This is a genomic window from Bacillus sp. PK3_68 (assembly GCF_003600835.1).
Lineage (GTDB): Bacteria > Bacillota > Bacilli > Bacillales > Domibacillaceae > Pseudobacillus.
Genome location: NZ_NQYC01000001.1, coordinates 4,045,282 through 4,070,988, shown reverse-complemented (window position 1 = coordinate 4,070,988; position 25,707 = coordinate 4,045,282). Strand labels below are relative to the sequence as shown.

At 42.3% G+C, this 25,707-nt stretch carries 19 protein-coding genes, 3 pseudogenes and 1 other annotated feature; all 22 genes and pseudogenes read right to left on the bottom strand.

Annotated elements, in window-relative coordinates:
* Positions 1-83 precede the first annotated feature (83 nt).
* The 22 genes and pseudogenes from ileS to ftsL all read right to left on the bottom strand — a co-directional run bounded on the left by ileS (position 84) and on the right by ftsL (position 25,704).
* Positions 84-2,855 (bottom strand): isoleucine--tRNA ligase, encoded by a 2,772-nt coding sequence (ileS, locus tag CJ483_RS20415; RefSeq protein ID WP_120037114.1) that lies wholly within the window; start codon positions 2,853-2,855, stop codon positions 84-86.
* Between the two features lie 61 nt (positions 2,856-2,916).
* Positions 2,917-3,136 (bottom strand) — a binding site (T-box leader).
* Positions 3,137-3,191: 55 nt separating this feature from the next.
* On the bottom strand, positions 3,192-3,701 hold the full coding sequence (locus CJ483_RS20410; RefSeq protein WP_120037112.1) for a DivIVA domain-containing protein: 510 nt from the start codon (positions 3,699-3,701) through the stop codon (positions 3,192-3,194).
* A 106-nt stretch (positions 3,702-3,807) separates the two neighbouring features.
* Positions 3,808-4,583, bottom strand: a pseudogene (locus CJ483_RS20405) (YlmH family RNA-binding protein).
* A gap of 75 nt (positions 4,584-4,658) precedes the next feature.
* A pseudogene (locus CJ483_RS20400) lies at positions 4,659-4,921 on the bottom strand (YggT family protein).
* Between the two features lie 5 nt (positions 4,922-4,926).
* A complete protein-coding gene (locus tag CJ483_RS20395) occupies positions 4,927-5,364 on the bottom strand; it encodes a cell division protein SepF (protein WP_120037110.1) in 438 nt (145 codons plus the stop codon).
* A gap of 17 nt (positions 5,365-5,381) precedes the next feature.
* Positions 5,382-6,053 carry a YggS family pyridoxal phosphate-dependent enzyme gene (locus tag CJ483_RS20390; RefSeq protein WP_120037108.1) on the bottom strand — a complete coding sequence of 224 codons (672 nt, stop codon included), beginning with the start codon at positions 6,051-6,053 and terminating at the stop codon, positions 5,382-5,384.
* Entirely contained in the window at positions 6,050-6,883 is an 834-nt protein-coding gene (pgeF, locus tag CJ483_RS20385) for a peptidoglycan editing factor PgeF (RefSeq protein WP_120037106.1), read from the bottom strand. The genes CJ483_RS20390 and pgeF overlap by 4 nt, the downstream gene beginning before the upstream one ends.
* A gap of 67 nt (positions 6,884-6,950) precedes the next feature.
* The gene (locus CJ483_RS20380) at positions 6,951-7,223 is read right to left on the bottom strand and encodes a YlmC/YmxH family sporulation protein (RefSeq protein WP_120037104.1); all 273 of its coding nucleotides are present in this window, start codon (positions 7,221-7,223) and stop codon (positions 6,951-6,953) included.
* Between the two features lie 102 nt (positions 7,224-7,325).
* Positions 7,326-8,102, bottom strand: coding sequence for an RNA polymerase sporulation sigma factor SigG (gene sigG / locus CJ483_RS20375; RefSeq protein ID WP_041099837.1), 777 nt, complete (start codon positions 8,100-8,102; stop codon positions 7,326-7,328).
* 426 nt (positions 8,103-8,528) lie between these two features.
* The gene (gene sigE, locus CJ483_RS20370; RefSeq protein WP_041099835.1) at positions 8,529-9,248 is read right to left on the bottom strand and encodes an RNA polymerase sporulation sigma factor SigE; all 720 of its coding nucleotides are present in this window, start codon (positions 9,246-9,248) and stop codon (positions 8,529-8,531) included.
* A gap of 38 nt (positions 9,249-9,286) precedes the next feature.
* A pseudogene (gene spoIIGA, locus CJ483_RS20365) lies at positions 9,287-10,149 on the bottom strand (sigma-E processing peptidase SpoIIGA).
* Between the two features lie 310 nt (positions 10,150-10,459).
* The gene (gene ftsZ, locus CJ483_RS20360) at positions 10,460-11,617 is read right to left on the bottom strand and encodes a cell division protein FtsZ (protein ID WP_120037102.1); all 1,158 of its coding nucleotides are present in this window, start codon (positions 11,615-11,617) and stop codon (positions 10,460-10,462) included.
* A 40-nt stretch (positions 11,618-11,657) separates the two neighbouring features.
* Positions 11,658-12,947, bottom strand: a complete 1,290-nt coding sequence (gene ftsA, locus CJ483_RS20355) for a cell division protein FtsA (protein WP_120037100.1) — start codon at positions 12,945-12,947, stop codon at positions 11,658-11,660.
* Between the two features lie 348 nt (positions 12,948-13,295).
* Positions 13,296-14,144, bottom strand: a complete 849-nt coding sequence (locus tag CJ483_RS20350; protein ID WP_342754424.1) for a cell division protein FtsQ/DivIB — start codon at positions 14,142-14,144, stop codon at positions 13,296-13,298.
* Positions 14,145-14,258: 114 nt separating this feature from the next.
* Positions 14,259-15,353 carry an undecaprenyldiphospho-muramoylpentapeptide beta-N-acetylglucosaminyltransferase gene (murG, locus tag CJ483_RS20345; RefSeq protein WP_120037098.1) on the bottom strand — a complete coding sequence of 365 codons (1,095 nt, stop codon included), beginning with the start codon at positions 15,351-15,353 and terminating at the stop codon, positions 14,259-14,261.
* A 410-nt stretch (positions 15,354-15,763) separates the two neighbouring features.
* The gene (gene spoVE, locus CJ483_RS20340) at positions 15,764-16,864 is read right to left on the bottom strand and encodes a stage V sporulation protein E (RefSeq protein WP_120038171.1); all 1,101 of its coding nucleotides are present in this window, start codon (positions 16,862-16,864) and stop codon (positions 15,764-15,766) included.
* Positions 16,865-16,930: 66 nt separating this feature from the next.
* Complete coding sequence (murD, locus tag CJ483_RS20335) at positions 16,931-18,283, bottom strand: UDP-N-acetylmuramoyl-L-alanine--D-glutamate ligase (protein WP_120037096.1); 1,353 nt, start codon at positions 18,281-18,283, stop codon at positions 16,931-16,933.
* On the bottom strand, positions 18,284-19,258 hold the full coding sequence (gene mraY / locus CJ483_RS20330; RefSeq protein ID WP_120037094.1) for a phospho-N-acetylmuramoyl-pentapeptide-transferase: 975 nt from the start codon (positions 19,256-19,258) through the stop codon (positions 18,284-18,286). It lies immediately after the preceding gene.
* 1 nt (position 19,259) lies between these two features.
* Positions 19,260-20,738 (bottom strand): UDP-N-acetylmuramoyl-L-alanyl-D-glutamate--2,6-diaminopimelate ligase, encoded by a 1,479-nt coding sequence (locus CJ483_RS20325; protein WP_120037092.1) that lies wholly within the window; start codon positions 20,736-20,738, stop codon positions 19,260-19,262.
* Positions 20,739-21,004: 266 nt separating this feature from the next.
* Positions 21,005-22,921 (bottom strand): stage V sporulation protein D, encoded by a 1,917-nt coding sequence (locus tag CJ483_RS20320; protein ID WP_120037090.1) that lies wholly within the window; start codon positions 22,919-22,921, stop codon positions 21,005-21,007.
* 168 nt (positions 22,922-23,089) lie between these two features.
* Positions 23,090-25,351: a penicillin-binding protein gene (locus CJ483_RS20315; protein ID WP_120037088.1), complete on the bottom strand. Its 2,262-nt coding sequence runs from the start codon at positions 25,349-25,351 to the stop codon at positions 23,090-23,092.
* Complete coding sequence (gene ftsL, locus CJ483_RS20310) at positions 25,348-25,704, bottom strand: cell division protein FtsL (RefSeq protein ID WP_120037086.1); 357 nt, start codon at positions 25,702-25,704, stop codon at positions 25,348-25,350. The genes CJ483_RS20315 and ftsL overlap by 4 nt, the downstream gene beginning before the upstream one ends.
* Positions 25,705-25,707 lie beyond the last annotated feature (3 nt).

Sequence of the window (25,707 nt, the reverse complement as noted above, 5' to 3'; positions counted from 1 at the left end):
CCGTAAGGCATAATTTATCAGAACCGACACTTGCAGGACAACCTCCCATTTAAGCCGATATTACCGACTTTCCTTTATCCATCTTACTTTACTTCTGAATAATGCTCTGAAACAACTTCCGCACACCGTGGACAGAGTGTCGGATGCTTCGAATCCTCTCCTACTTCAGTAGAAACAATCCAGCAGCGCTCACACGTTTCTCCTTCTGCTTTTTCAACCACAACCGCTACATGATCAAAATGAAGGGCATTTTCAGGGGCTTCGGCTTTTGTTCCTCCCCGTTCAAAACCAGAAACGATTAACAGTTGTTTCACATCTTCCTGGATAGAGTCAAGCAGGGCACCTGCTTCATTATCCGTATAAACGGTGACTTTCGCCGTTAATGATTTTCCAATCACTTTTTCATTTCGTGCTGCTTCAAGTGCTTTTAAAATATCATCGCGCAGATTCATAAACTTAGTCCATTTATCTGTTAGTTCTGCTGCGCCGGTTAATTCTTTCCACTCAGGCATATCTGTCAGCTGGACGCTTTCTTCCGATACTCCTGGTACATGTGCCCAAACTTCATCAGCCGTATGCGATAGAATTGGCGATAAAAGCTTCGTTAAGGCAAGCAATGTTTCATAAAGAACCGTTTGAATCGCACGACGATCTTTATGGCTTTCCGGTTCAATATATAAAATATCTTTAGCAAAATCAAGATAGAACGCACTCAAGTCGACTGTGCAGAAATTATTAACCGCATGATAAATGGCCGCAAACTCATAGTTTTCATAATGATGATGAACTTCTTTAATTAGACCATTCAGTTTTACGAGCATGAATTGATCCACTTCTCGTAGATTTTCGTACGTGACTGTGTCACGAGCTGGTTCAAAATCAGCCAAGTTACCAAGCAAGAAACGGAATGTATTACGGATCTTCCGGTAAACTTCTGCTACTTGCTTCAAAATCGCATCGGATACACGAACGTCTGCCTGAAAATCCACTGATGCTACCCACAAGCGTAAAATATCAGCTCCGAGCTGCTTCATTACTTTGGAAGGGACAACAACATTTCCTAGTGACTTACTCATTTTGCGGCCTTCACCATCAAGCGCAAAGCCATGGCTGAGCACCCCTTTGTAAGGAGCCTTGCCAGTAACAGCTACCGCTGTTGTTAATGAAGAGTTAAACCAGCCGCGATATTGGTCTGATCCTTCAAGATAGAGATCAGCCGGACGCTGCAAATCTTCGCGCTCTTCAAGTACAGCCTGATGAGAAGAGCCTGAATCAAACCACACATCCATAATATCCGTTTCTTTTGTGAACTGGCCGTTCGGGCTGCCTGGATGGGTAAAGCCTTCTGGAAGCAAGTCCTTTGCTTCCCTTTCAAACCAAACATTTGAACCATGCTCGCGGAACAATTCAGATACATGAGCAATTGTTTCGTCTGTGATAATTGGCTCGTTATTTTCAGCATAGAAAACCGGGATCGGCACTCCCCATGCACGCTGACGAGAAATACACCAGTCTCCGCGGTCACGCACCATGTTGAATAGGCGTGTTTCTCCCCATGCAGGTACCCACTTTGTTTCTTTTACTGCTTTAAGAAGTTCGTCGCGGAATTTGTCAATCGATGCAAACCACTGTGCTGTTGCTCGGAAAATAACCGGTTTTTTCGTCCGCCAATCATGTGGATAAGAATGCGTAAAGAACTCTAGTTTTAAAAGAGCACCGGCTTCTTCTAGTTTTTCGGTAATCGGTTTGTTTGCCTCGTCGTAGAATAGACCAGCAAAGCCTGTTGCTTCTTCTGTCATAACCCCACGATCATTAACCGGGCAAAGAACGTCCAGCCCATATTTTTTACCGATGATAAAGTCATCTTCCCCATGGCCTGGTGCTGTATGTACACAGCCTGTTCCCGCATCTGTCGTTACGTGTTCTCCAAGCATCACGAGAGAATCCCTTCCGTATAGTGGATGCTTCGCTACGATATATTCTAGCTCTGCTCCTTTTACTGTTTTCGCTACTTGATAGGATTCCCAACCTACTTTAGAAGCTACTTCTTCCACTAAATCTTCCACTACGACGTATCGTTCTCCGTCCGCTTCGATCACTGCATACGTTAACTCAGGATGAACGGAAATTCCGAGGTTGGCAGGAATCGTCCACGGTGTTGTCGTCCAAATAACAATTTTTGTACCTTCCTCCAACACGCCTTTTCCGTCTTTCACATCGAAAGCAACATAAATAGATGGAGAACGCTTATCTTTATATTCAATTTCAGCTTCAGCAAGAGCAGACTCACTGGATGGAGACCAATATACAGGTCGCAATCCTTTATAAATATATCCTTTCTTCGCCATCTCACCGAATACTTTAATTTGCTGCGCTTCATATTCTGGCTTTAACGTAATATAAGGGTTGTCCCAGTCTCCGCGTACGCCTAAATGCTTAAATTGTTCTTTCTGGTTAGCTATTTGTTCATAGGCATACTCTTCACATAGCTTACGGAATTCCGCGATTGTCATTTCTTTCCGTTTTACCCCTTTGTTTGTCAGCGCCTGCTCAATCGGCAGTCCATGCGTATCCCAACCAGGCACATATGGTGCCTGAAAGCCGCTCATTGATTTATAACGGACAATAAAGTCCTTCAAAATCTTATTAAGCGCATGTCCCATATGAATATCACCATTCGCATATGGAGGGCCATCATGCAGGATAAACATCGGCCGCCCTTTCGTCCGCTCTTGAACCTTTTTATAAATATCCATTTCTTCCCATTTTTTCTGCATATCCGGTTCACGCTTTGGCAAATTGCCGCGCATTGGGAATTCTGTCTTTGGCATTAATAACGTATCTTTATACTCCATTCATAGCTCCTCCTTTTTTTACAGCTGTGGCTTTAAACAAAAAAAACCTTCTCATCCCTAAAAAAGGGACGAGAAGGTTTCCCGCGGTGCCACCCTGCTTAACACAAAAATGTGTTCACTCAAGCATTCGTATCGTGAATGACTCGCTCTTCCCTACTTGATCCGTCGTTCGAAAAGAGCGCTCCAGGGTGATTTTCCATTTTTCGCTTATATCAGGCTCACACCGTTCCCCGACTCGCTTAAAAAATTGAAAAATGTACTCTCCCTATCATCGCATGTATGTTATTCGCTTTTCTAATGTTTCAATTATAAAAATTGTCTAGCGGTTCGTCAAGCTTACAATTTTTCTTCACTTAGTTTCTCAAGTTCATCATTATCTACTTCAAACTCCATTAGTGCATCCCAATCATCATTATTAAGCAAATCAAGCTGCGCTTCCATTAACATCTTGAAGCGTGTGCGAAACACCTTCGATTGTTTTTTCAGCTCTTCGATTTCGATAGCAATCTTTCTCGCTTTTGCCAGCGACTCATTTACAATGCGGTCTGCATTCTTTTCCGCTTCCCGAATAAGAAGCTTGGCTTCTTTATGGGCATTTCTTTTAACTTCCTCTGCTGTTTCCTGGGCAATAACAATAGATTTATTTAGTGTTTCCTCGATATTCGAAAAATATCCAAGTCTTTCGCTTTGGCTATTAAGCTGCTCTTCTAGCTCTTTTTTTTCTCGGATAATTAATTCGTAATCTTTAATAATTTGATTCAAAAAATTATTTACTTCATCTTCATCATATCCGCGAAACCCTCTGCTGAACTCCTTATTATGTATATCTAACGGCGTTAAAGGCATAAGCCCACCTCCATTGCAAATCTCTCATTCACATTTTTTTGTCCACTGCTTAATATTATAAAGGTTTTTCAACAGTTTGTGGTAAAATTCCTCTAATTTTGAGAATTTATTTTACCATTCCGAGTATAATTCGCCACTTTTCTTTCTTTGTTTTTCCTTCAATGGCTAACAGCTTGGCTCGCCCTGCTCCTCTGACAGAAAATACATCTCCTTCTGTACATTCAAAAGCCGGATTCTCTTGCTGCTTCCAATTTACTTTTACAAGTCCTCCTCTGATAGCAAGTTGTATTTTGTGTCTTGACTGCTTTGTAAAAGCGGATAAAATTGCATCGAGACGCAACGAACTAACAGTCGTGCTCATTTCCTTCCAGCTCTCCTCTTGCACCACAGCTTCCTCATAGCTTCTTCTATCCAGTGCAATAGCTGTTTTTCCAACCTGGCTAAAATTCAGCTCAATATAATGGCTGACTTCTTCTGCAGCTAAAAATTGAATCCTTCTTCCATCAGTTAGGATATCGCCAAACTTCCCACGGCGCAACCCAAGTCCCATTAAACTGCCAAGCACTTGAGGATGGGTAATAGAGACAAATTTATCAGGATATTTAATTTCATATAGAACAACATCAAAGTCCTTCTCTTGGGGGTAAAATAGCCGGGACAAATATAAGCTCTTTTCCTCTCCGATTGATCCGTTCCTCCGAAGAAGAAAGCAGCCGTGTCATCATGCCCTCCAACAATCGACTGAACGATTTCCTGTTCTCTCGGATCAAGGAAGTCTGTCAGCTTTGGCGCATACATTTCAGCCGCTTCTCTCTTCCATTCAAGCACCTGGTCAATAAATTCTCTTTCCTCCGGGCGGAAATGCTGATAAATGGATGACATAGTCTGCTCTCCTTCCATAATAAATAAAAAGCAAAAAAGGAAGCCATCGCTTCCCCTTGCAATCCAATCAAGTTATCAAATTACCCAAATGGCAAGCTGATGCAATCCTCTCACTGCCAGGTTTAACACTAAGAAAGCAACAAGTGGCGAAATATCAATCATGCCAAGCGGGGAACAATCTTCCGAAAAGGTTCTAAATACGGCTCGCAAATTCTGGCAAGGAAGCGTCCAATGGATGTTTCGCGGGCATTCGGAAACCAAGACATTAAAATATAGATAATAAGAGCCCATGAATAGAGCTCAATCAGTCTAACGAGCAAATCGACTACGATTAACATATTGCTTATGACCACCCCGTATTATTAGTATCGTCTTCTGTTATAAACTGTGTAATGTTGCCATCCACCTCCACATTATCCGGCGTACAAAGGAAGATTTTCTGGCCAAGCTGTTGAATGTCTCCACCGACTGCATAAACCGTTCCGCTTAAAAAGTCAATGATCCGCTTTGCCTGATCATGCTGGATGCGCTGCAAATTAACGATGACAGCCCGTCTGCTTTTCAAATGATCGGCAATTTCTTGTGCTTCCGCAAATACCCGCGGCTCACTGAGAATCACTTTGGAGGACTTTTGCACACTTTGCAGGCTTACTACATTTTTCTTTGCGGATTTTGGGCTCTTTGCTGTTCTTTCCTCTTCATCAGACTCAGTTTCTTCCACTAGCTGATAGTCATCCTCATCTAACAGAAAGAAAGCTTTAAATTTCGATTTGATTCCCATTACTCCACCTCCTGGGCTTATTCACCAACAAGTGCCGTTCCAATTCTCACCATTGTTGCGCCTTCTTCGATGGCAATTTGATAATCATTGCTCATTCCCATTGATAGCTCCGTGCATGGGGCATAAGGCAGCTGCTTATTTTGAATTTCCTCCTGAAGCTGTTTTAACTGTTTGAAGCAAGTTCTCAGCACCTTCTCATCATCTGTTAACGGCGCCATCGTCATTAGTCCGCACAGGACAATTTTCTCGTAATTGGCAAGCTGCTCCACAAATGTAATTACTTCTGCAGGCGACAATCCATGCTTTGACTCTTCTCCTGATACATTCACCTGAATGAAACAATTAATCGGCTTTTCCGCTCGTTTATTAATTTCCTTAGCTAGCGAAAGACGATCGAGTGAATGTATGTATGACACTTTATCAATGATATTTTTAACTTTTCTGGACTGTAAGCTGCCAATGAAATGCCATATAGGCTCTCCTTTTAACTTGTCCCACTTTTCCAGCAACCCTTCATCACGGTTTTCACCGAGATGAACGAGCCCGGCCTCGAGTGCTTCCTGCGCTCTCTCCACCGATACATACTTAGTTACAGCAATCACTTTTACTTCATCTGTTTGTCTGCCCGCTCTTTCGCAGGCTTCTTGAATTCGCAGCTGTACACCCTGCAACTTTTCTGCTACTTTCACGTTGAAACTCCTTCCTTCCATCCAATGAACCCTAGCATTCTTCCTGTTTTTCCTTTATCGCGGCGATGCGAAAAAAACTCTGCACCACAGCTTGTACATTGCATCGTTGATCGAATATTTTCCGGAGGAACTCCAGCTTTCATTAAAATCAGCTTATTCAGCTCTTGTAATGAAAGATGGAACTGTCCCGCTTCCCCAGCGACCGGTGAAAACGGCAGAGGATAACAATCGTCCAGCCACTGGCGCGCCTTATCGATCACCCTGCTGTCCACTTTATAGCAACTCTGGCAAATCGACGGACCGATCACCGCTTCTATCTCCTCCGGCTTAATTCCATCTCTCTTCCACTGTTCTACCATGCTGGCTCCAATGCCAAGCACGGTTCCTTTCCAGCCCGCATGAGCCGTTCCCACTCTTTTATGCTTTCTAGATAAAAAGTAAAGAGGGACACAGTCAGCAAAAACAAGCGTTAACAGGATGCCCTTTTCCTCCGTGTAAAAACCATCTGTATCCGAAAAGCTTGACTCATAGTCGAGGGCACCTTTTCCGCTGTCTGCTCCGGTTACGCAAGCAATACGGTTTCCATGTGTCTGGCAGGCGCCAATCCATGACTCTGCTGATAAACCTAGAAGCCGGCCAACCTTCATCCGGTTGGCTCTTACATCTTCCGGGCGGTCATTCACATGAAAACCGGTATTCAAACTGGCAAAATCCCCGGTGCTCACGCCGCCTGCTTTGGTAGAAAAACCTGCGACGAGGCCGGGTACTGCCTCGTGCCAATCTTTAATTATATAAAAGCTGTCATGCGCAGAAACAAAGGGTTCCGTCATTTTTCTACTCCCGAGCATTTTCTTTTAGTGTAACATAATCAAACAGGAAACGTCACTGAAAAACAAATTATTCCTCTCTTGATCCGCCCTCTGCAGATAATGAGTTCCCAGAATAACGGACAAGAATAACATCTTCTCCAATCTTAACAATCTGTGACCAAGGAATAACAATTTCTTCTTCTTTTCCAAAAAGCCCAAATATTTTTCCGGAACTACTAATGACAATAGAGTCGATCGTTCCCGCTGTTAAATTCAAATGAATATCAGAAATGTTTCCAAGTTTCTTGCCGTTGGCTACATTGACAATATCCTTCAGCTGAAAATCAGATATTCTTCCCAATGCCTTGCCCCCTTTAATGCTTAGTTGCCGATATATTACTATATGCAGAAATAAAAAATAAGACTCTTAGGCGGCCGCCCTGGAAGAGTCTTATTTCAACTTTTAATTAATATTTTTATTCATTTGTTTAATAGCTGCTTTTTCAAGCCTGGATACTTGAGCTTGCGAAATACCAATTTCTTCAGCAACTTCCATTTGTGTCTTTCCTTGAAAAAATCGTTTACGGATAATCATTTTCTCTCGATCATTCAGCCTTTTCAATCCTTCTTTTAAAGCGATCTCCTCGATCCATTGCGTATCTTTATGACTGTCATCACTTAATTGATCCATAACAAAAATCGGATCACCGCCATCATTATAAATTGGCTCAAATAAAGAAACCGGATCTTGAATCGCATCGAGGGCGAATACAATTTCTTCCTTCGGTACATCAAGCTCCCTGCTGATCTCTTCAGCCGTCGGCTCCTTTGATGTTTCAGCAATCAACCTCTCCCTCACCTGCAGGGCTTTATAGGCAATATCCCGCAGCGAACGAGAAACTCTGATTGGATTGTTGTCACGCAAATATCGCCGAATTTCGCCGATAATCATAGGCACAGCATATGTAGAAAAACGGACATTATGGCTTAAGTCAAAATTATCAATCGATTTCATTAGTCCAATACAGCCGACTTGAAATAAGTCATCTACATATTCACCGCGATTATTAAACCGTTGAATTACGCTTAACACGAGCCGCAAATTTCCATTTACAAGCTTTTCCCGTGCACTCAGCTCTCCTCCCTGAAGACGACGGAATAAATCTCGCATCTCTTCATTTTTTAACACGGGAAGCTTCGAAGTATCCACACCGCATATCTCCACTTTATTACGCGCCATTATGAAATTTCCCTCCTCGCAGGAACTGCTGTACAACCAACAGTATCTCCCCACAAAAAGAAAACTATGCATAAAAGAAATGCGGAAGGCGCTCGTTCTGCGCGATAGCGGATTGGAGCTCTCGACGAGGAGTTGCTTTCCAAACTCCGACTGAGAGAGCGAAATCCGTGTACGCGCAAGCGCCTGAAGCTGGACAAAGAAAAGCAGAAGCGGCTCAGTCAGAAGCAGGAGGAGCGCTACACTAAATAAATAACGATGTTGATTCGTAAACAAACTCTAACTTTAAAGAGCTCCTGTTCCAGCTTATAAGTATAATTTGAAATATGCACACAGTTACTTTCGTTCACAAATAATAAAAATTCCCCATTTTGTCTGCTTTCTGTTAGGCGCTTAGCCATTCATTTGCAAATGGGGAATACGAGTCAGTCAAACCATTTTATTAAATTCTTTTTGCAGCCGCTGAATAATTCTTTTTTCTAGTCTGGAAATATAAGATTGCGAAATTCCTAATAAATCCGCCACATCTTTCTGTGTTTTTTCCTCTTCTCCTTTTAGACCGAAGCGCAGCTCCATGATTTGTTTTTCTCTATCAGACAGATGTTCCATCGCTTTAAATAAAAGACTTCTGTCTACTCCTGCTTCAATGTCTCTTGTGATGATATCGTCATCTGTGCCAAGAACATCCGAAAGCAACAATTCATTCCCATCCCAGTCGACATTCAACGGTTCATCGAATGATACCTCTGAACGAATTTTATTGTTGCGACGCAAGTACATTAAAATTTCATTTTCAATACATCTGGATGCATACGTGGCTAGTTTAATTTTCTTTTCCGGGTTAAACGTATTCACCGCTTTAATTAAACCAATCGTGCCGATACTAATTAAGTCTTCAATATTGATGCCCGTGTTTTCGAACTTTCTTGCAATGTAGACAACAAGCCGCAGGTTTCTTTCAATCAGCAGCGCTCTGGCTGCCTGATCGCCTTTCGGCAACTTGATAAGCAGTTTTTCCTCTTCGTCCCGTGATAAAGGTGGGGGAAGCGCCTCACTTCCGCCAATATAATAAATTTCATCCGTTTTCAGCTTCAATTTAATAAGCAGCTTGTACCAATAATAAGTGATTTTTAATCGCAAACTCCTCATAAAGCAACCTCCTCATTAATAAGAATAAATATCGCAAGTTATGATACTTCTTCATAAGACAAAGACAAGGCCATTTTGGGGTGCAGAATACATGAAAACTGATTGTCAGATGACAAACTCATAGATGTAAAAGAAACAAGCGCTTTTGACACGACTGCTTTTTTCTGACCATTGCTAATCTCTACATAATCGGGTTTAAAAGCTGGTAGTAGCTGATGGGCCTTTCCGACAGACTTAGCTGGAATTAATCTCATTTTATCAAGCCATTCCCCTGGCAAATATTCATCCTGGAAAAGCAAAATTTCTGGCTGATCTGCGGCTTTAACCACTTCTTTAGGCAACTGTTCCTCTAAACCAGTAATAGAAACCAACATAACAGGCGCTTTAGAAAGAGGATCGTGTAATTGGTTCCCTGTATCAACAAGTCCCTTTAAAAGAAATTCCGCGCCGTTAATCATGATCTTTACATCAAGCAGTTGATCATGCTGAAGTTTTGCTGTCTCGAAATCGTCTGCCCGGCTCCTGGCAAAATAGAAGGCAATTGGCAAACCGAACATGACAAATACCCAGCTGATAGGGTCTCCAAATCCCTTTAATCCCGCCAGAAAAAATTCCGACTCCATCTGCATATCAAATTGAATAAAATAATGGGCCCCCAACAGCATGCCCCCGGTTAAAAATGTAGAGAAATAAAAGGCCATTAAATTAACAAAAAGTATTTCCATCGCCGATAGCCAAATACGGCTAACACCATCGCTACTGATAAAGAGAGTTTTGCAAATGGGTGTCCTGCAACTCCCGCAAAGGGTGTAACCATCAACAAAATACTAATGGAACCGATCCCTCCTCCAATTAGGAGGCGATACCATTTTACAGATCTTTTCAGAAAGATAGCCGTCATCCACAATAACAAGCTGTCCGCAAGTAGATTCAATAGCCATAGCGCGTCTAAATATAAAACCACACGTACCCTATCCTCCTTTTAGGTTCACTTGCATTTAATAAGAGTATTTATTAAAAGTATATCGGGCAATAAAAAAGAAGTGTGTCACAATATAGAAGGGAAATGAAACAATTTTTAAAGGAAAATTCCGGTTTTTGTCAGATTAGAGAGAGGAAAGAATTGCGCTTTGAGAACAGATGTTCTATAATAAAAAAAGATAAAGGCTGTCCCAATGGAACAGCCTTTATCTTTGTCGCTTACCCGTTTATTAGCGGCGTCTATTTCTATTTCTAAGGAATGTCGGTATGTCTAAGGTCTCTTCAGCTGGCTGAGACGGCTGTCTTGATGGCATCTCTTGTTGTGGAGGGGCCTCTTCTTGTCTCAGTTCGCGCTTCGGTGGAGAAACAGGTGCTTGAACAGACTGCTTCATTTGGCCAAAACCAGCTCGTGGCTGCTTCGGCTGCTGTAAATCCGACTCTTTAAAGCCAGTCGCAATAACAGTTACAACAATTTCGTCTTTTAAATTTTCATTAATCACGGAACCGAAAATCATGTTTACTTCCTGGTCTGAAGCAGAAGCGACAATATCAGCGGCTTCCTGTACTTCATAAAGGCTTAAATTCGTTCCACCTGTGATATTCATGATTACACCTTGCGCTCCATCGATAGATGTCTCAAGCAATGGGCTCGAAATCGCCTTTTTCGCGGCTTCTGCTGCACGGTTTTCGCCGGAAGCAATCCCGATTCCCATAAGGGCGGATCCTTTATTGGACATAATTGTTTTTACATCGGCAAAATCCAGGTTAATTAAACCAGGAGTAGCGATCAAATCCGATATCCCTTGAACCCCTTGGCGTAAAACATTATCCGCTTCTCGGAATGCTTCAAGCATTGGTGTGCTTTTGTCAACGATCTCTAGCAATCGGTCGTTCGGAATAACAATTAACGTATCAACCGATGCTTTCATTGCTTCAATACCACTAGCTGCTTGTGTGGCCCGTTTGCGTCCTTCAAATGTAAACGGACGGGTCACAACGCCAACCGTTAACGCACCAAGATCTTTAGAAATCTGGGCAATAACCGGAGCGGCTCCCGTACCTGTTCCACCGCCCATTCCGGCTGTAACAAATACCATATCGGCTCCACGCAACGCTTCCTCAATTTGTTCTTTGCTTTCTTCTGCTGCTTTCTTTCCTACTTCCGGATTTGCACCTGCACCTAGTCCACGTGTAAGCTTTGAACCGATCTGCATTTTCACTTCAGCTTTTGATAGATTAAGTGCTTGGGCATCGGTATTAACCGCAATAAATTCAACCCCTTGCACCCCGTGTTCGATCATACGGTTAACAGCATTGTTTCCGCCGCCGCCTACGCCAATAACTTTTATAGTCGCTAATGAATCTAAATTAGTATCAAACTCCAACATGACAAATCCTCCTAATTCGTCGTTATTTCTCTACGATGACTTATTCTTCGAAAAAGTATCCGAAAAACTTCTTTACTCTTGAAGTCAGCTTCTGTTCCGGCTGCTTCTCAGGCTTTGCTTTTTTAGGCGGCAAAGGTTCTTCATGCCGCGATTCAGGCACCATAATTGGTTCTTGGACAGCATTAACTTTTCTTCCTTGCAATTTAGCGTTTTTATAAGCATATTTGATTAAGCCAACCGATGCCGTATATTGCGGCTCCCTTACTCCAATATAATCAGGAATCGCCATGCGAACGCGGTTTTGGAAAACATCTTGAGCTAAATCCAGTATTCCTGGTAGAGCGGATGTTCCGCCCGTTAAAACAAATCCACCAGGCACATCCTGTACCCCCTGATGTCTTAACTCGTCAAGAATCATCTCAAATATTTCTTCTAATCTCGCTTCGATAATATCGGAGATCTCCAATTGACTAAATTGCTGATGCTGATCACTGCCAATAATAGGAACACTAAACACTTCTTCTTCAGAGGCCATGTCATAAAAAGCATGCCCATGCTTTAATTTAATTTGCTCTGCATCTTCAGTAGTCGTCCGTAATCCAATAGATAAATCTTTTGTAATATGGTCGCCGCCAATTGGAAAGACGGCTGTTGCCCTTATATTCCCTTGACTGAATGCGGCTACAGTAGTAGATCCTCCTCCAATGTCAATAAGAACAGTTCCTAAATTTTGCTCATCTTTCGATAAAGCAACTTCTCCCGCTGCCAGCGGTTGAAAAACAATGTCCATTATTTCAAGACCAGCACGCTCTACACAACGTAATGTATTATGTAAAAAGGTCTTAGAGCCTGTAACAATGATTCCTTCCATTTCCAGCCGGACGCCAATCATACCGCGCGGATCAGTAATTTCATCTAAACCATCCACGATAAATTGCTTTGGGATCACATTGATAATCTCCCGGTCTGGAGGAATAGACATTACCTGTGACGCATCGATGACTCTGGCTACATCCACATCAGTAATTTCTCGGTTTTCACTAGAGACAGCCACTACCCCACTGCATGGCTGTAGAAGAGCATGATTGCCGGCGATGCCGACAACCACCTGTTTAATTTCTATTCCTACCATTCTTTCTGCCTGTTCAATTGCTTTTTTTATTGAATGAACGGTTTCATCAATGTCTACGACTGAACCCTTTCGAATTCCTTTCGATTTTACGTTCCCGACACCGATAATATTTAACGATTCATTTACCATCTCACCAATTATTACCTTTATAGCGGACGTACCGATGTCAAGACTTACTAATACTTCATTGCTGTTCATTCTGTGGCACCTCCCTTGGCTCTGAAAAACTCATTGTCCGAACAACAATTTTTTCTCTTTTGGTCGAATTATTTATATAATAGAAAACATTCGTCATTTTCAACATAATTCCCTTTTAAAATTTAATATTTTTTGTTATTTTGCTTTTTTCATAGATTAATTGGAAAACTGTTAAAGATAAAAAATATCTAAAGTGTTACAGAACCGCTATCTACAAGTCTACACCAAGTTGCGACCCTAGAAAAGCCAATTTTACTGAAAGAAAGCGATTGTTTCCTTCTAAATAAAGGGATTTCAAACATTTTTTACCATTAACTAATTGACCTTTTAAATTCGAGATAGTTACAATTACTGTTGAGGGGTTGGTTCTTCAGCCTTTTTTCCTTTTTCTGAGTCATAGGCTTTAAAGTATGAGCCCACTTCCAAATCAATAATCCCTTTGACGTTGGGATCAAGCTGGCTGACAATCGCGGGGTAATAAACCATCTTGTCAGAAAAGGTTTTAAGGGTGGCTGAAACCTCAAATCCATCGTTCATGAATAGTTGAATATGAAGAGAGTCCGTTTTTTTAGGCGCATAGTAAATTTCTGAGATGGAATTTACTATTTCACTCGGCAACTTTTCCAATGATCTCATCAGCCGACTCAATTCTTTGCCCGACTTGAAACCATACAGAACTGGTAATTGTTCAGGTGTGCCGTCTGCTGCGTCTCTGAGTATTGTTCCATTGTTCAACACTGGGAATAGTTTTTTCCCTTTTGCCAGATAAGCGAGCTTTTGTTGTTCTTTCACAGAGATTTTTAATTTGTTAGGAAAAACAATTGACACATCGGCCTGATGAATTTTCGGATCACTTTCAAGTTTTTTCTCTGATCGGTTCATTCCTACTTTCCAGATGCTGTCTCCTTCTTTAATGCCGCTTTGGGCAATGATGTCAGCATTTGAGGACAGCTCGTTTCCTTCTACTTTAATAGATGAAACTTTGCTGAGTGGCGACTGAAGGTAACCAACAGCCAATACGATCAGGAAAAACAAGGAAATAATGAAGATGAGCCGCCGGTTTGTTTTTCTTTTTCTCAACTTTTTCAGCTTTGGAATTCTCTCTTCAATGGAGACGATTTTTCCTTTTTCCATATCCTTTCCTCCAGGTTCACCGATCTGTCCGATTAAATAATAAGTAGAAGAGCGGCTAAACATCTATGCCGCATCCCCCTATTACACTTATTGTAATGCAGAGAGAAAGAGGATAAAAGAAAAAACCACTCTTTTATTTACTTCCTATTAATTCTGCGTTTAGAAATTGTTCATTTGTTATTTATTGGCTAGCTCAAGCATGACTGCGAACAACCGCTCTGATGCGTCTTTAATGCCTAAATGAGCTGCAGCTTCCTTCATTCGATGCCATTCATCTTCATTTAACAAAACATTATCAAGATTTTTTAGCAGCGAGTCGGAAGTCAGCTCTTTTTCTCCAAGCATGATAGCAGCCCCATGGTCTGTCAGTGAACGGGCGTTTTTCTCCTGGTGATTATTTGTCACGTACGGACTCGGTATGAGTATGCTGGGAACACCAAGAGCGGTTAGTTCAGCTAAGGTGGTAGCTCCGGCTCTTGAAACAACAAGGTCGCATTCAACGAGTACCTCAGGCATGTTATGAATAAATGGGACGACGACTACATTTTCAGGCTTGCCTGCAGCTTCCGCTTCTTTTTGAACTTGCTCAAAATGGACCTCACCTGTTATATAGAGAACTTGATAGGGCCTGTCAGCGAATTGGGCAAGCGACTCCACAACGGCTTCATTAATCGGACGCGCGCCCCTGCTGCCTCCGAAAATGAGCACAGTTTTCTCTTTCTCAGATAAACCCAAGTTTTTTAAAGCATTAGACCGCTTGGCGTTGGCGACTTCTGAAGCGCGCGGATTTCCGGTTAGCACCACTTTGTTTTCAGGAAAAAAGCTGCCTGCCTCCTCAAAACAGATAGCTACCTTATCTACATATTTGCTCAAAAACTTATTCGTCAGCCCAGGTACGCTATTTTGCTCGTGAATAACGGTCGGAATGCCGAGCTTGGCAGCAGCATAGACGACAGGCCCGCATACGTATCCACCCGTACCAATCACAGCATCAGGCTTAAATTCTTTTATCATTCTTTTACATTCTTTTACACCTTTTAGAAAGCGCATTACTGTTTTTACATTCTCCATGGAAAGGCTGCGTTTAAATCCTGTTATCTCAATGGAGCGAAACGGAATATCTTCTCTCGTGACGAGTTTAGATTCCAAACCCTTTTCCGTACCGATATACAAAAATGAAGTTTCAGGATATTTTTCTTTTATTGTCCTTATAAGGGCGAGAGCTGGATAAATATGTCCACCAGTTCCTCCGCCGCTGACCACTATTTTCATTTTCTTTTCACCTCAAATTAATCACTGCACGTCTTGTTTCTATAAGTGTATGTATCGTTAAATCAAAAGGTTTCTTGCCTTCTCTCCATAAAAGCAGAGATAGGTCGCTGTCCTTTATCATACTACAATCACCCATTATATAAATATAACTTTGCTTATTTGAAAAGGAAACAAAAAAAATGTAGCAATTCTCACCTAATTGTTACATTTCTGACTCAAGCAATAATCTTATTCTTGTCGATTTCACTTAATGCAATCTCATATTAAATCAATAGATAGCGAGAATCAAATGATATCAGGTTAAAATCAAGGTTTTTCAAAAAAAAAAGAAACCTGAATAATCAGGTTTCAAGCTGTCGTAGGGATAATATACCTTAAAAAATTAGCAGCTGATCTGACAGAAGGCGCTTTTAACGTTTGGCGTAGCGGCTGATGTTAAGTAAAATACCAAACGCTGCGAGCATGAGCGTTAAAGACGACCCTCCATAGCTCAAGAAAGGGAGAGTAATACCAGTGACAGGCATCAAGCCGGTGACTACACCGATATTAATGATGACTTGTATGGCCAGCATCGAAATAATCCCCGCTGCAAGGAAACTGCCAAATAAATCAGGGGCATTAAGAGCAATCCTGATGCCCCGCCAAAAGAGCAATGAGAAGAGCAAGAGGGTGAAAATCCCTCCGATAAAACCAAGCTCCTCTGCTAATATCGCAAAAATAAAATCAGTTTGCGGCTCGGGCAAGTAATAATATTTCTGACGGCTTCCACCGATCCCAAGACCAAACAGTCCTCCAGGTCCAATGGCATAAAGCGATTGAATAATTTGAAACCCACTTCCTAACGGATCCGACCACGGATCCAGAAAGGAGGTAATCCGCTTGATTCGGTAAGGCGCTGACAACACCAACGCTGCAAAACCAGCAATTCCAGCGAACCCCATAAGAGCAAAGTGAAAAATCCGAGCACCGGATAAAAAAATCATCACAAGACACGTTCCTATCATGACCGTTCCTGTTCCGAGATCCGGCTGCAGCATAATTAATCCAAAAGCAGTAAAGGCCAGACCAAGCGCCGGCAGCAGTCCTTTTCTAAAATAAATCATATGCTTTTGGTTTTCTGATAAATACCCAGCTAAAAAGATAATCATCGCCAGCTTCATAAATTCGGAAGGCTGAATAGAAAATGCCCCTGCTCCGATCCAGCTTTGAGAGCCGTTCCTTACCATCCCAACCCCCGGTATTAACACAAGGATCAGCAGAACAAAACAGACAATCAATGCTGATTTTGAAAAGCGGCGCCATGTCCAATACTCCACGTTCATAATGGTAATCATGGCAACAAATCCAACAACCGCGAATAAAAGTTGCCTTTTAGCAAAAAAGAACGCGTCATGAAATTTGTATTCAGCCCATATTTCGCTTGCACTGTACACCATGGTGATCCCAATAGTGAGCAGAACTGAAATTAAAATTAGCAGGACGTAATCAGGAGCAAATTTTTTTACCGGCAATGGCATACACCTCTAATTCAAGAATCCAGAGCATGCCCCGACAATTTGCTTAAGAAGACAAGCTCTTTATTTCAATGTATGCACAGCTTCGATAAATATATCTCCACGCTGCTCAAAAGTTTTATATTGATCCCAGCTCGCACAAGCCGGTGACAATAAAATGATGTCTCCTTCCGCGGAAGACTCATAGGCCGCTCGCACAGCCTGCTGCATATTTTCCGTTTTTACCACTTTCTCTACCCCAGCCCTTTCGGCTGTTTCCGAAAGCTTTCCTGCTGTTTCGCCAAACGTAATTAATGCCTTTACATTCTTCATATACGGAATTAAATCATCGAATCCATTCCCTCTGTCCAATCCGCCTGCCAGTAACACGATCGGCTGGTCAAATGCGGCCAACGCGCTTTTGGTAGCAAGCGTATTGGTTGCTTTTGAATCGTTATAAAATTTCCGGCCGTTCCATTCGCGAACAAATTGTGTTCGATGTCTTACACCAGAAAAAGTAGTCAGCACTTCCTTAATCGCTTCGTTCGTCACCCCAGCCAATTTAGCTGCAGACACAGCTGCCAGGATATTCTCTAAATTATGAGCACCTGGCAGGGCAACCTCTGCAAGAGCTATAATTTTTTCGCCTCGAAAGACTATATACTTATCCTGCACACATGCACCTGTTGCTTTCATTTCCTTTGTCGAAAAAGGGACGAGTGCTGCTTCCGTCTTTTCTGTAAGCTGTAGCAAATGCTCCTGGTCCGCATTCACTATCAAAAAATCATTCTCTGTCTGGTTCTTCGTGATATTTAACTTTGCTTGCGCATATTCTTCCTTCGTTCCATGGTAATCAAGATGAGCCTCATACAAATTAGTAATAATCGCAATATGTGGGCGGAACTTGTCTATGCCAAGCAGTTGAAAAGACGACAATTCAATGATTACATGGTCCTTCGGCTGCGCTTCCTGCACTACCTCTGAAGCAACCTGTCCAATGTTCCCGGCGAGTACTGCACTTTTCTTGTCCGCCTTAAACATTTCATAGATCAGTGTGGTTGTGGTCGTTTTCCCGTTTGTACCGGTAATTCCGATAAATGGCGCTTCAGAGATTAAATAAGCAAGCTCGATTTCTGTCAATACAGGAATCCCTCTCTCAGCCGCCCCGGCAACAAGCGGATTATGATAAGGAATTCCTGGGTTTTTCACGATTATCTCGAACCCTTCATCAAGCAATTCAATCGGATGGCTTCCACAAATCACTTTAATTCCCTGTTCAAGTAAATGTTGCGCTTCCGGATTTTCATTTAGGGGCTGCCGGTCGTTTACCGTCACGAAAGCACCTAGTTTATGTAAAAGCAAAGCCGCGCTGACTCCACTTTTTGCAAGCCCTAAGACAAGAATTTTTTTATGCTGAAAGTTTGTTATTGTTTTCAATTAGATCCACGCTCCGATATAAATTCCGATCATCGCACACAGTACACCGACCGTCCAAAATGTAACTACCACCCGCCATTCTGACCATCCGCCCAGTTCAAAATGATGATGGAGCGGACTCATGCGGAACACACGCTTACCTGTTGTTTTAAAAGAGATAACTTGAATGATAACCGACAATGTTTCAGCCACGAAAACAGCGCCAATAACAAGCAGGAGAAATTCAGACTTAGTCAGGATAGAAATAGCCGCGATGGCGCCACCAAGAGCCAGCGATCCAGTATCTCCCATAAATACTTTTGCAGGGTTAGCATTAAATACTAAGAAACCAAGCACCGCTCCGACTACAGCAAAGGAAAAGATGGCAGTCTCATTGAGCCCTTGATTCCATGCAAGTACAGCAAACGCACCAAAAGCGATAGCAGCCGTTCCGGACACGAGCCCGTCAAGCCCATCAGTTAAATTTACGGCGTTGGAAAAACCAACAAGCCAGAAAATGACGAATACAGCATATAAAATGCCAGCATCAAATGATATATCTGTTAAAGGAATGCTTAATTCTGTAGATAAATTATTTTTCGTGTAGATAATGTAAAACAGAACAGAGATAACAATTTGCCCTGCAAGCTTTTGCTTGGACGTTAATCCCAAGTTTCTCTTCATAACGACTTTGATAAAGTCATCAAGAAAACCGAGCAGGCCAAAGCCAATCGTTACAAGCAGCAGCAATATCGTTTCTGCTCCAATACTTGCATAAACCTGGGACATAAACAAAACGGTCACAATGATAGCGAGCAGGAAAACAATGCCGCCCATCGTCGGTGTACCGGATTTTTTTTGGTGCGATTCAGGCCCTTCCTCACGAATACTTTGGCCAAACTTCAATCTCCGCAAAAACGGAATGAACATCGGCGCTATAATAACGGTAACGAAAAAAGCCATAAACATTGTTAAAAATACATCTCTCTCCAGCATATTAATTCGCCTCTTTCTTTCGGCTGCTGAGTGCCTCTTTGGCAACTTCCCGGTCATCAAAGTCCAGAACTTTATCGCCAATGATCTGATAGGTTTCATGCCCTTTCCCGGCTATAACAACAGCATCCCCTGGTTGGGCATGTTCGATGGCATAGAAGATCGCTTCTCTCCGATCGGGTATGACTTCGTATAATTCTCCTGTGACCCCAGCTTCCATATCATTTAAAATAGTGGCCGGGTCCTCACTTCGTGGATTGTCTGATGTAAAGATCGCATTCGTTGCATATTTACATGCTACGCTAGCCATGATTGGGCGCTTTGTCCGATCTCGGTCGCCTCCACAGCCCACGATCGCAAACACCCGCCCTTCAGTTAATGGCTGAACAGTTTTTAACACATTAACGAGACTATCAGGCGTATGGGCATAGTCAACGATAACAGCAATTCCCTGATCATTGGCTACCAGCTCAAATCGACCTGCTACTCCCTCTATCCGCTCAATCGCCCGCACCGCCGTTTCAACCTCTACTCCTCCCGCATAAGCAGCAGCAAGAGCAGCTAAGACGTTATAAACGTTAAACTTTCCGGCAAGCTTCGTTTCAACCTTTCTACTCCCTTCCGGATAACAAAGAAGAAATTCTGTTCCCTTAGATGTCAACTTGATATCCGTAGCCCGAAACATAGCTTCATGATCAATCCCGTAAGTCACAATATGAGCAGCTGTCTCTTTCTTGTAAAAGACAGTTGCTTCTTCATCCTCATTCAACACAGCGAATTTCGGCTTGTCAGTTGAATAGGTATTGCCTAGCTGAGCAAATAGCAGACCCTTTGCCCGCCGATACTCTTCCATTGTATGATGATAATCGAGATGATCTTGCGTTAGATTTGTAAAAACAGCGACATCATAATCACATCCCCACACTCGGCCTTCAACTAACGAATGCGAAGAAACTTCCATCACAGCTGCTGTCACATCGTTATCTTTCATTTTCTTAAAAGTTTTTTGTAGTGTCAGGCTTTCTGGAGTTGTGTTTTTCGTGTTGATCACTTCTTCTCCAATCTTCATGTACATCGTTCCGATCAAACCGGTTGTTTCGCCGGCTTCTTTATAAATCTCTGTTAAAAGATGGCTCGTCGTTGTCTTGCCGTTTGTACCGGTAATCCCAACAAGCTTCATTTTGGACGTTGGCGATCCATAGTAAAAATCAGCGAGAATAGCCATTGCTTTTTTTGTATCCGTTACGGTAATAACAGGCGCACCTTCCACTTTAACCGGCTGCTCCGCCAATATAGCCCGTGCCCCTCTGTTAACCGCCTCCTGTGCAACCGTGTGACCATCAAATGTATAGCCTTTAATGCAAATAAATAAAGACCCTTCTTGCACTTGCCTATGGTCGTTCTCTAAAGATAAAATCTCCGGATTTGATGAATGAGATAATTTATAAAAAGGGAGAGACTTTAATAAGTCTGATAGATTCACTTTTTTCAATCCTTTCCGTACAGCTTCTGTATATGTATTGTTGTTTAAGCAAAGCCTTTTACTATTTTAACTAAAAAGAGAGAAGGATGCGACTTCTTTTCAGAAAAAATCACAACGACCATATTATCACAAATTAAATTTTTTGCATGATTTTTTAGTCATGATTTTGTTATTTCCTTCCCAATAAATGAAAGACCCGCCGATAAAAAGCGGCGGGAAATAAACTTTTGGTCGGCTGGATCTTTGAAAAGCCCCATATCTAACGGTTAATTCATGAATAATCTAATGGTCGAGCCGGCTTCCACTTTAGTGCCAGCTTCGGGAGATTGCTGAACAATCTTTTGCCCGTTTCCTTCAATCTCAAGCTTAAAATTATATAGCTGCTGGGAAAGGTCTTTTTTATCCATTCCTTTAAAATCAGGCACCGCTACAATTTGAGGGTCATTCCATTGCGTTTCTTTTTCGATCTGCTTTTTGCGAGGTTTGACATCAAGCACTTGCAAGCTATCCTCCATAATTTTCCCTACAATCGGCGCTGCTACAGTTCCACCGAATTGGACAGTTCCCTTCGGATTGTCAATGGCTGTGTAAACAACAATTTGAGGGTTATCGGCGGGTGCTACACCGATGAAAGAAACGATATGATTGTTTTCAAGATAGCGACCGTCCTTTGCTTTCTGAGCCGTCCCGGTTTTCCCTCCTACACGATACCCTTCGATAAATGCGTTTCTTCCTGTCCCTTTGGCCACCACACTTTCAAGTGCAAAGCGAATTTTTTCTGACGTCTCAGTTGAAATTACACGTCTTTTTACAACGGGTGCCTTTCGTTTGACTACTTCTCCTGTCGTTGAGTCAATAAGTTCCTTGGCTACATATGGCTGGTAGAGAATCCCTCCATTGACGGCTGCAGAAACAGCTGTGACCTGCTGAATCGGCGTCACTGCTACCCCTTGTCCAAAAGCAGTGGTAGCCTGCTCCACTGGGCCGACTCTCCCCATGTTAAAAAGAATCCCCTTGCCTTCCCCTTGCAGATCAATACCTGTTTTCTCGCCAAAACCGAAATTACGGATGTACTGAAATAATTTTTCTTTTCCTAAACGCTCGCCGAGTTCTACAAATCCTGGGTTGCAAGAGTTTTCCACCACTTCCAAGAAAGACTGATGCCCGTGGCCTCCCTTTTTCCAGCAGCGTAGCCTTGCTCCACCAACTTCCACCGAACCAGAATCATGAAAATGGTCCTTATACAAATCCACTTTCTTTTCTTCGAGAGCAGCTGCCAGCGTAATAATCTTAAAGGTCGATCCTGGCTCATATGTGCTCCAAATCGGTAAATTGCGGTTATAAATTTCCGGAGAGACGTTTTGAAATTGCTCTGGGTTAAACGAAGGACGGCTTGCCATCGCCAAAATCTCTCCATTATTTGGGTTCATCGCAATGGTAATGGCTCCATCCGGCTCATATTTTGCTTCAGCAATATCAAGCTCTCTTTCCACGATTGTTTGGATATTTGAATCGATGGTCAATCTTAAGTCCAGGCCATCCACCGGTGCTGCATAACCATCCGGCATTTGCGGCATCCTTTTTCCTTTTGCATCTGAGAAGAACCTCATAGAACCTTTCTGTCCACTTAATTCCGCATCATAATAGGCTTCCAAGCCCATAAGCCCCTGGTTATCAATTCCAGCAAAACCAAGGACGTGGGCTAAGCTTTTTCCAAAGGGATAATGTCTTTTCGAATCCTCCGCGATATATATCCCTTTAACGCCAAGCCTTCGTATTTCCTCGGCTTTTTCAAATGAGATTTTTCTCCCTTCTGGATGGATCCTTTCAATAGATGACTTTTTCGTTAAGTGAAGATAGGCTTTTTTCTCTTCAATATTTAAGACGGATGCCAGCTTCTTGGCCGCTTCCTCCGGGTCCTCTATTTGTCGTGGAACAACATAAACAGTGGGTGCGCTTTTATTCTCTGCTAGAGCCGTTCCATTTCGATCGATAATCTTTCCTCTCTCCGGTTCAAAAGGGATATTGCGGCTCCATAAATCTTGTGCCTTGTCCGTCAAATCATCGCCTAAAGCGAACTGTACATACCCAAGCCTCAGCCCGATAATCATAAATATGGTAATGCCGGCGAGCAACGCGAACACAAGCCGTTTTCTAATCGTGACAGCTGAAACTCTTCTCAAGCATGTCCCCTCCTTCCATTCTCATTCAATATATGTAACAAGGAGGGGATTATGATTACAAGAAAACAAGAGTGTCCTTATTAAAGAGACAGAGCAAGATATATACAAAAAAGAAAGCTGCCTGCAGCAGCTTTCTACAAAGGATCATCAAGCCTGACGCATACTCCCTCAGCCTGTTGTTTCCTCATTTGCTTCTGATGTTTCCGATTGTTGCTCTTCTTGTTCGTTTTGGCTTTCTTCTTCTTGCTGTTCTTTCTGTTGCTGATCAAATTGTAATTTTTCTTCTTGTTTCATTAGCTTTAAAATTAGTTTTTGTCCCTTTTTTAAAGGCGCCCCTGGCTTAATGTTCTGGCTGGCAACATATCCTTCTCCTGTATAGCTGACTTTTAAACCGGCAAGATTCGCTGCTTTCATTACATCTCGCAGTGACCAGTTTTCCATGTCCGGCATCGTAACAGTATCATCTGTTTGCAAGATTACTTTTTCGCCTTGCAAAAGTGTCGACCGCGCTTCTGGGGACTGACCAACTACTTTTGTTCCTGTTCCCATAACGATCGGTTCAATCTTATTGTGTTTCAACTCCTGAACTACTTGGTTTACAGTCTTATTTTTAAAATTCTCCAGTTTAATAGATTTGGCTGCTGGCGTTTGCTTCGGTTCAATGTTCAAATATTGCAAGCTGTTACGCATAACTGGATTAAATATTTTCGAGACCGGAACAGAGCCTGCTTCCCCATCAAGATTCGGCTGGGCAACACCTACATAAACGACAAGCTGAGGGTCTTTCGCAGGGGCCATACCTAAAAAGGAGAAAATATAGTTATTTGCTCCATGTAAATAACCGCCTTGAGGGTTTGGCATTTGAGCCGTTCCAGTCTTTCCTGCCACTTCGTACCCCTGAATTTGATACATTTGTCCGGTGCCATGTTCGGCAGTTGTTACACTTTTCAATACTTCTCTTGCCTGTTGAGCTGTCTCTTTTGAAATCGGTTCTCCTACTTTTTCAGGCTTGTTCTCCACAAGAGCTTTCTTTGTCTTATCATCTACTATTCTATCAATTACATAAGGACGCATCATCTTTCCATCGTTAGCAACAGCAGTCGCAGCCTGGATTAATTGCAAGGCTGTAACCGTCGTGCCTTGGCCAAAAGCTGTCGTTACTTTTTCCAGCGGATAGTTGTAGAGAATTTTTCCTTTTGCTTCGTTCGGCAGCCTGATGCCTGTTCTTTGCCCGAAATGAAAATCATCTAAATACTGCCTGAAAACATCCGGTCCCATTTTTTCCAACAAGTTAGCCATAGCAACGTTTGAAGAACGCTGCACTCCTTCTAAATAAGTAATCGGCCCCCAGCCTGCTCCTCCATTATGATCACGAATAGCCTCTCGGCCCACTTTATACGTGCCTGACTTGTAAAGCTCATTCGGATGAAAAACACCTTCCTCGATGGCCGAAGCAAGTGTAAAGATTTTCATTGTTGAACCTGGTTCAAATGAGTATTCCACAAGATCATTGCTCCAATTGTCTCCAAGACCTGCTCGTGTATCCGGGTGAAAAGACGGCCGCTGGCCCATAGCAAGAATCTTCCCAGTTTTAGCATCGGCCACAATCGCAAAAGCTTTTCCTGGCTTATATTCCTTTTCTACTTCATTCAACGCATCTTCTAAAAAGGTTTGAATTTTTGTGTCGATCGTTAAATAAATGTGATCCCCATCATCGGGCTCTTGAATCATCTCCTTCTTATCCTGAAGCAAGTATCCCCATAAGTCGCTTTTATATTGGATTTTCCCATCTTTTCCTTTTAAATATTTTTCATAAGTTTTTTCAATTCCCATTTGTCCAACAGTACGCTGAATCACTTGATTGCCTTTTTTCTCTTCAAGCTTTTGCGTAAAACCAATTAAATGAGAAGCAAATTTACCATTCGGATAAAAACGTTTTGAATCCCTTAAGAAGATAATCCCCGGTAGTCTTTCTGCCTCAATTTTCTTTTTTACACTGTTTGACAGATCTCGGCCCTCTTTTCCGAATTCTACTTGGAAAGCCCCTTTTTTCTCCAAACGCTTTTCAATTTCACTTTTGTCCATATCAATATATTTGGCCAACACAGTTGCGGTCTTTTCCGGGTCCGTTACGTGCTTTGGCTTTTTTGGATTCGTTGTCATCGAAGGATCTAAAATAGCGGCAAGTGTAAAAGAGGTGGCATCCTCGGCAATCACTGCTCCATGCTGATCATAAATCGTTCCTCTGTTTGACTCCAGCACATCCGTTCGCAAATACTTTTGCAGAGCTTCACTCTTTAATGCGTGTCCATCTGCTTTTCCCGATATTTGTATAAAGAGAAAACGGGCAAATAAGACAAAAAAGAGCAGGGCGAATATTACAAATAATATCGCTGCTCCTCTTTTCATATTCATTCGATTTTCATTCATTGCGGCTGCACAACCTTAATATTTTGTTCGCTTAAATTTAATCCTAGCTCCTTCGCACGCTTCCAGATTCTTTCGTATGTACTTTCTTCGCTGACTTGTGCTTCGAGGTCGTGATTAATTTTTTTCTGCTCCTTAATCTGCTGCTCGACATCTTGAATGTCCCTGTTTACCTCATAAAGAGCTGCCTGTGTCGAAACTACCTTTGCGCCTAAAAAACAAATCATTAAGGCAAAAAGCAGGAACAACACTTTTTCCCCCGGTGTAAACAGGCGCTTTTTAATCTGCTGTTTTTTACTCTTGGATAGCGTTTTTTCTTCGTGTCTAATTTGTTGTTTTCTCGCAAGATTGCTCATTTT

Excerpts from the sequence above, each read along its gene's own strand:
- CJ483_RS20315 (WP_120037088.1), bottom strand. The coding sequence starts at position 25,351 with ATGAATGAAAATCGAATGAATATGAAAAGAGGAGCAGCGATATTATTT.
- ftsA (WP_120037100.1), bottom strand. The coding sequence starts at position 12,947 with ATGAACAGCAATGAAGTATTAGTAAGTCTTGACATCGGTACGTCCGCT.
- ileS (WP_120037114.1), bottom strand. The coding sequence starts at position 2,855 with ATGGAGTATAAAGATACGTTATTAATGCCAAAGACAGAATTCCCAATG.
- sigE (WP_041099835.1), bottom strand. The coding sequence starts at position 9,248 with ATGAGGAGTTTGCGATTAAAAATCACTTATTATTGGTACAAGCTGCTT.
- ftsZ (WP_120037102.1), bottom strand. The coding sequence starts at position 11,617 with ATGTTGGAGTTTGATACTAATTTAGATTCATTAGCGACTATAAAAGTT.
- sigG (WP_041099837.1), bottom strand. The coding sequence starts at position 8,102 with ATGGCGCGTAATAAAGTGGAGATATGCGGTGTGGATACTTCGAAGCTT.
- CJ483_RS20410 (WP_120037112.1), bottom strand. The coding sequence starts at position 3,701 with ATGCCTTTAACGCCGTTAGATATACATAATAAGGAGTTCAGCAGAGGG.
- pgeF (WP_120037106.1), bottom strand. The coding sequence starts at position 6,883 with ATGACGGAACCCTTTGTTTCTGCGCATGACAGCTTTTATATAATTAAA.
- mraY (WP_120037094.1), bottom strand. The coding sequence starts at position 19,258 with ATGCTGGAGAGAGATGTATTTTTAACAATGTTTATGGCTTTTTTCGTT.
- CJ483_RS20395 (WP_120037110.1), bottom strand. The coding sequence starts at position 5,364 with ATGGGAATCAAATCGAAATTTAAAGCTTTCTTTCTGTTAGATGAGGAT.
- murG (WP_120037098.1), bottom strand. The coding sequence starts at position 15,353 with ATGAAAATAGTGGTCAGCGGCGGAGGAACTGGTGGACATATTTATCCA.
- ftsL (WP_120037086.1), bottom strand. The coding sequence starts at position 25,704 with ATGAGCAATCTTGCGAGAAAACAACAAATTAGACACGAAGAAAAAACG.
- CJ483_RS20350 (WP_342754424.1), bottom strand. The coding sequence starts at position 14,144 with ATGTTTAGCCGCTCTTCTACTTATTATTTAATCGGACAGATCGGTGAA.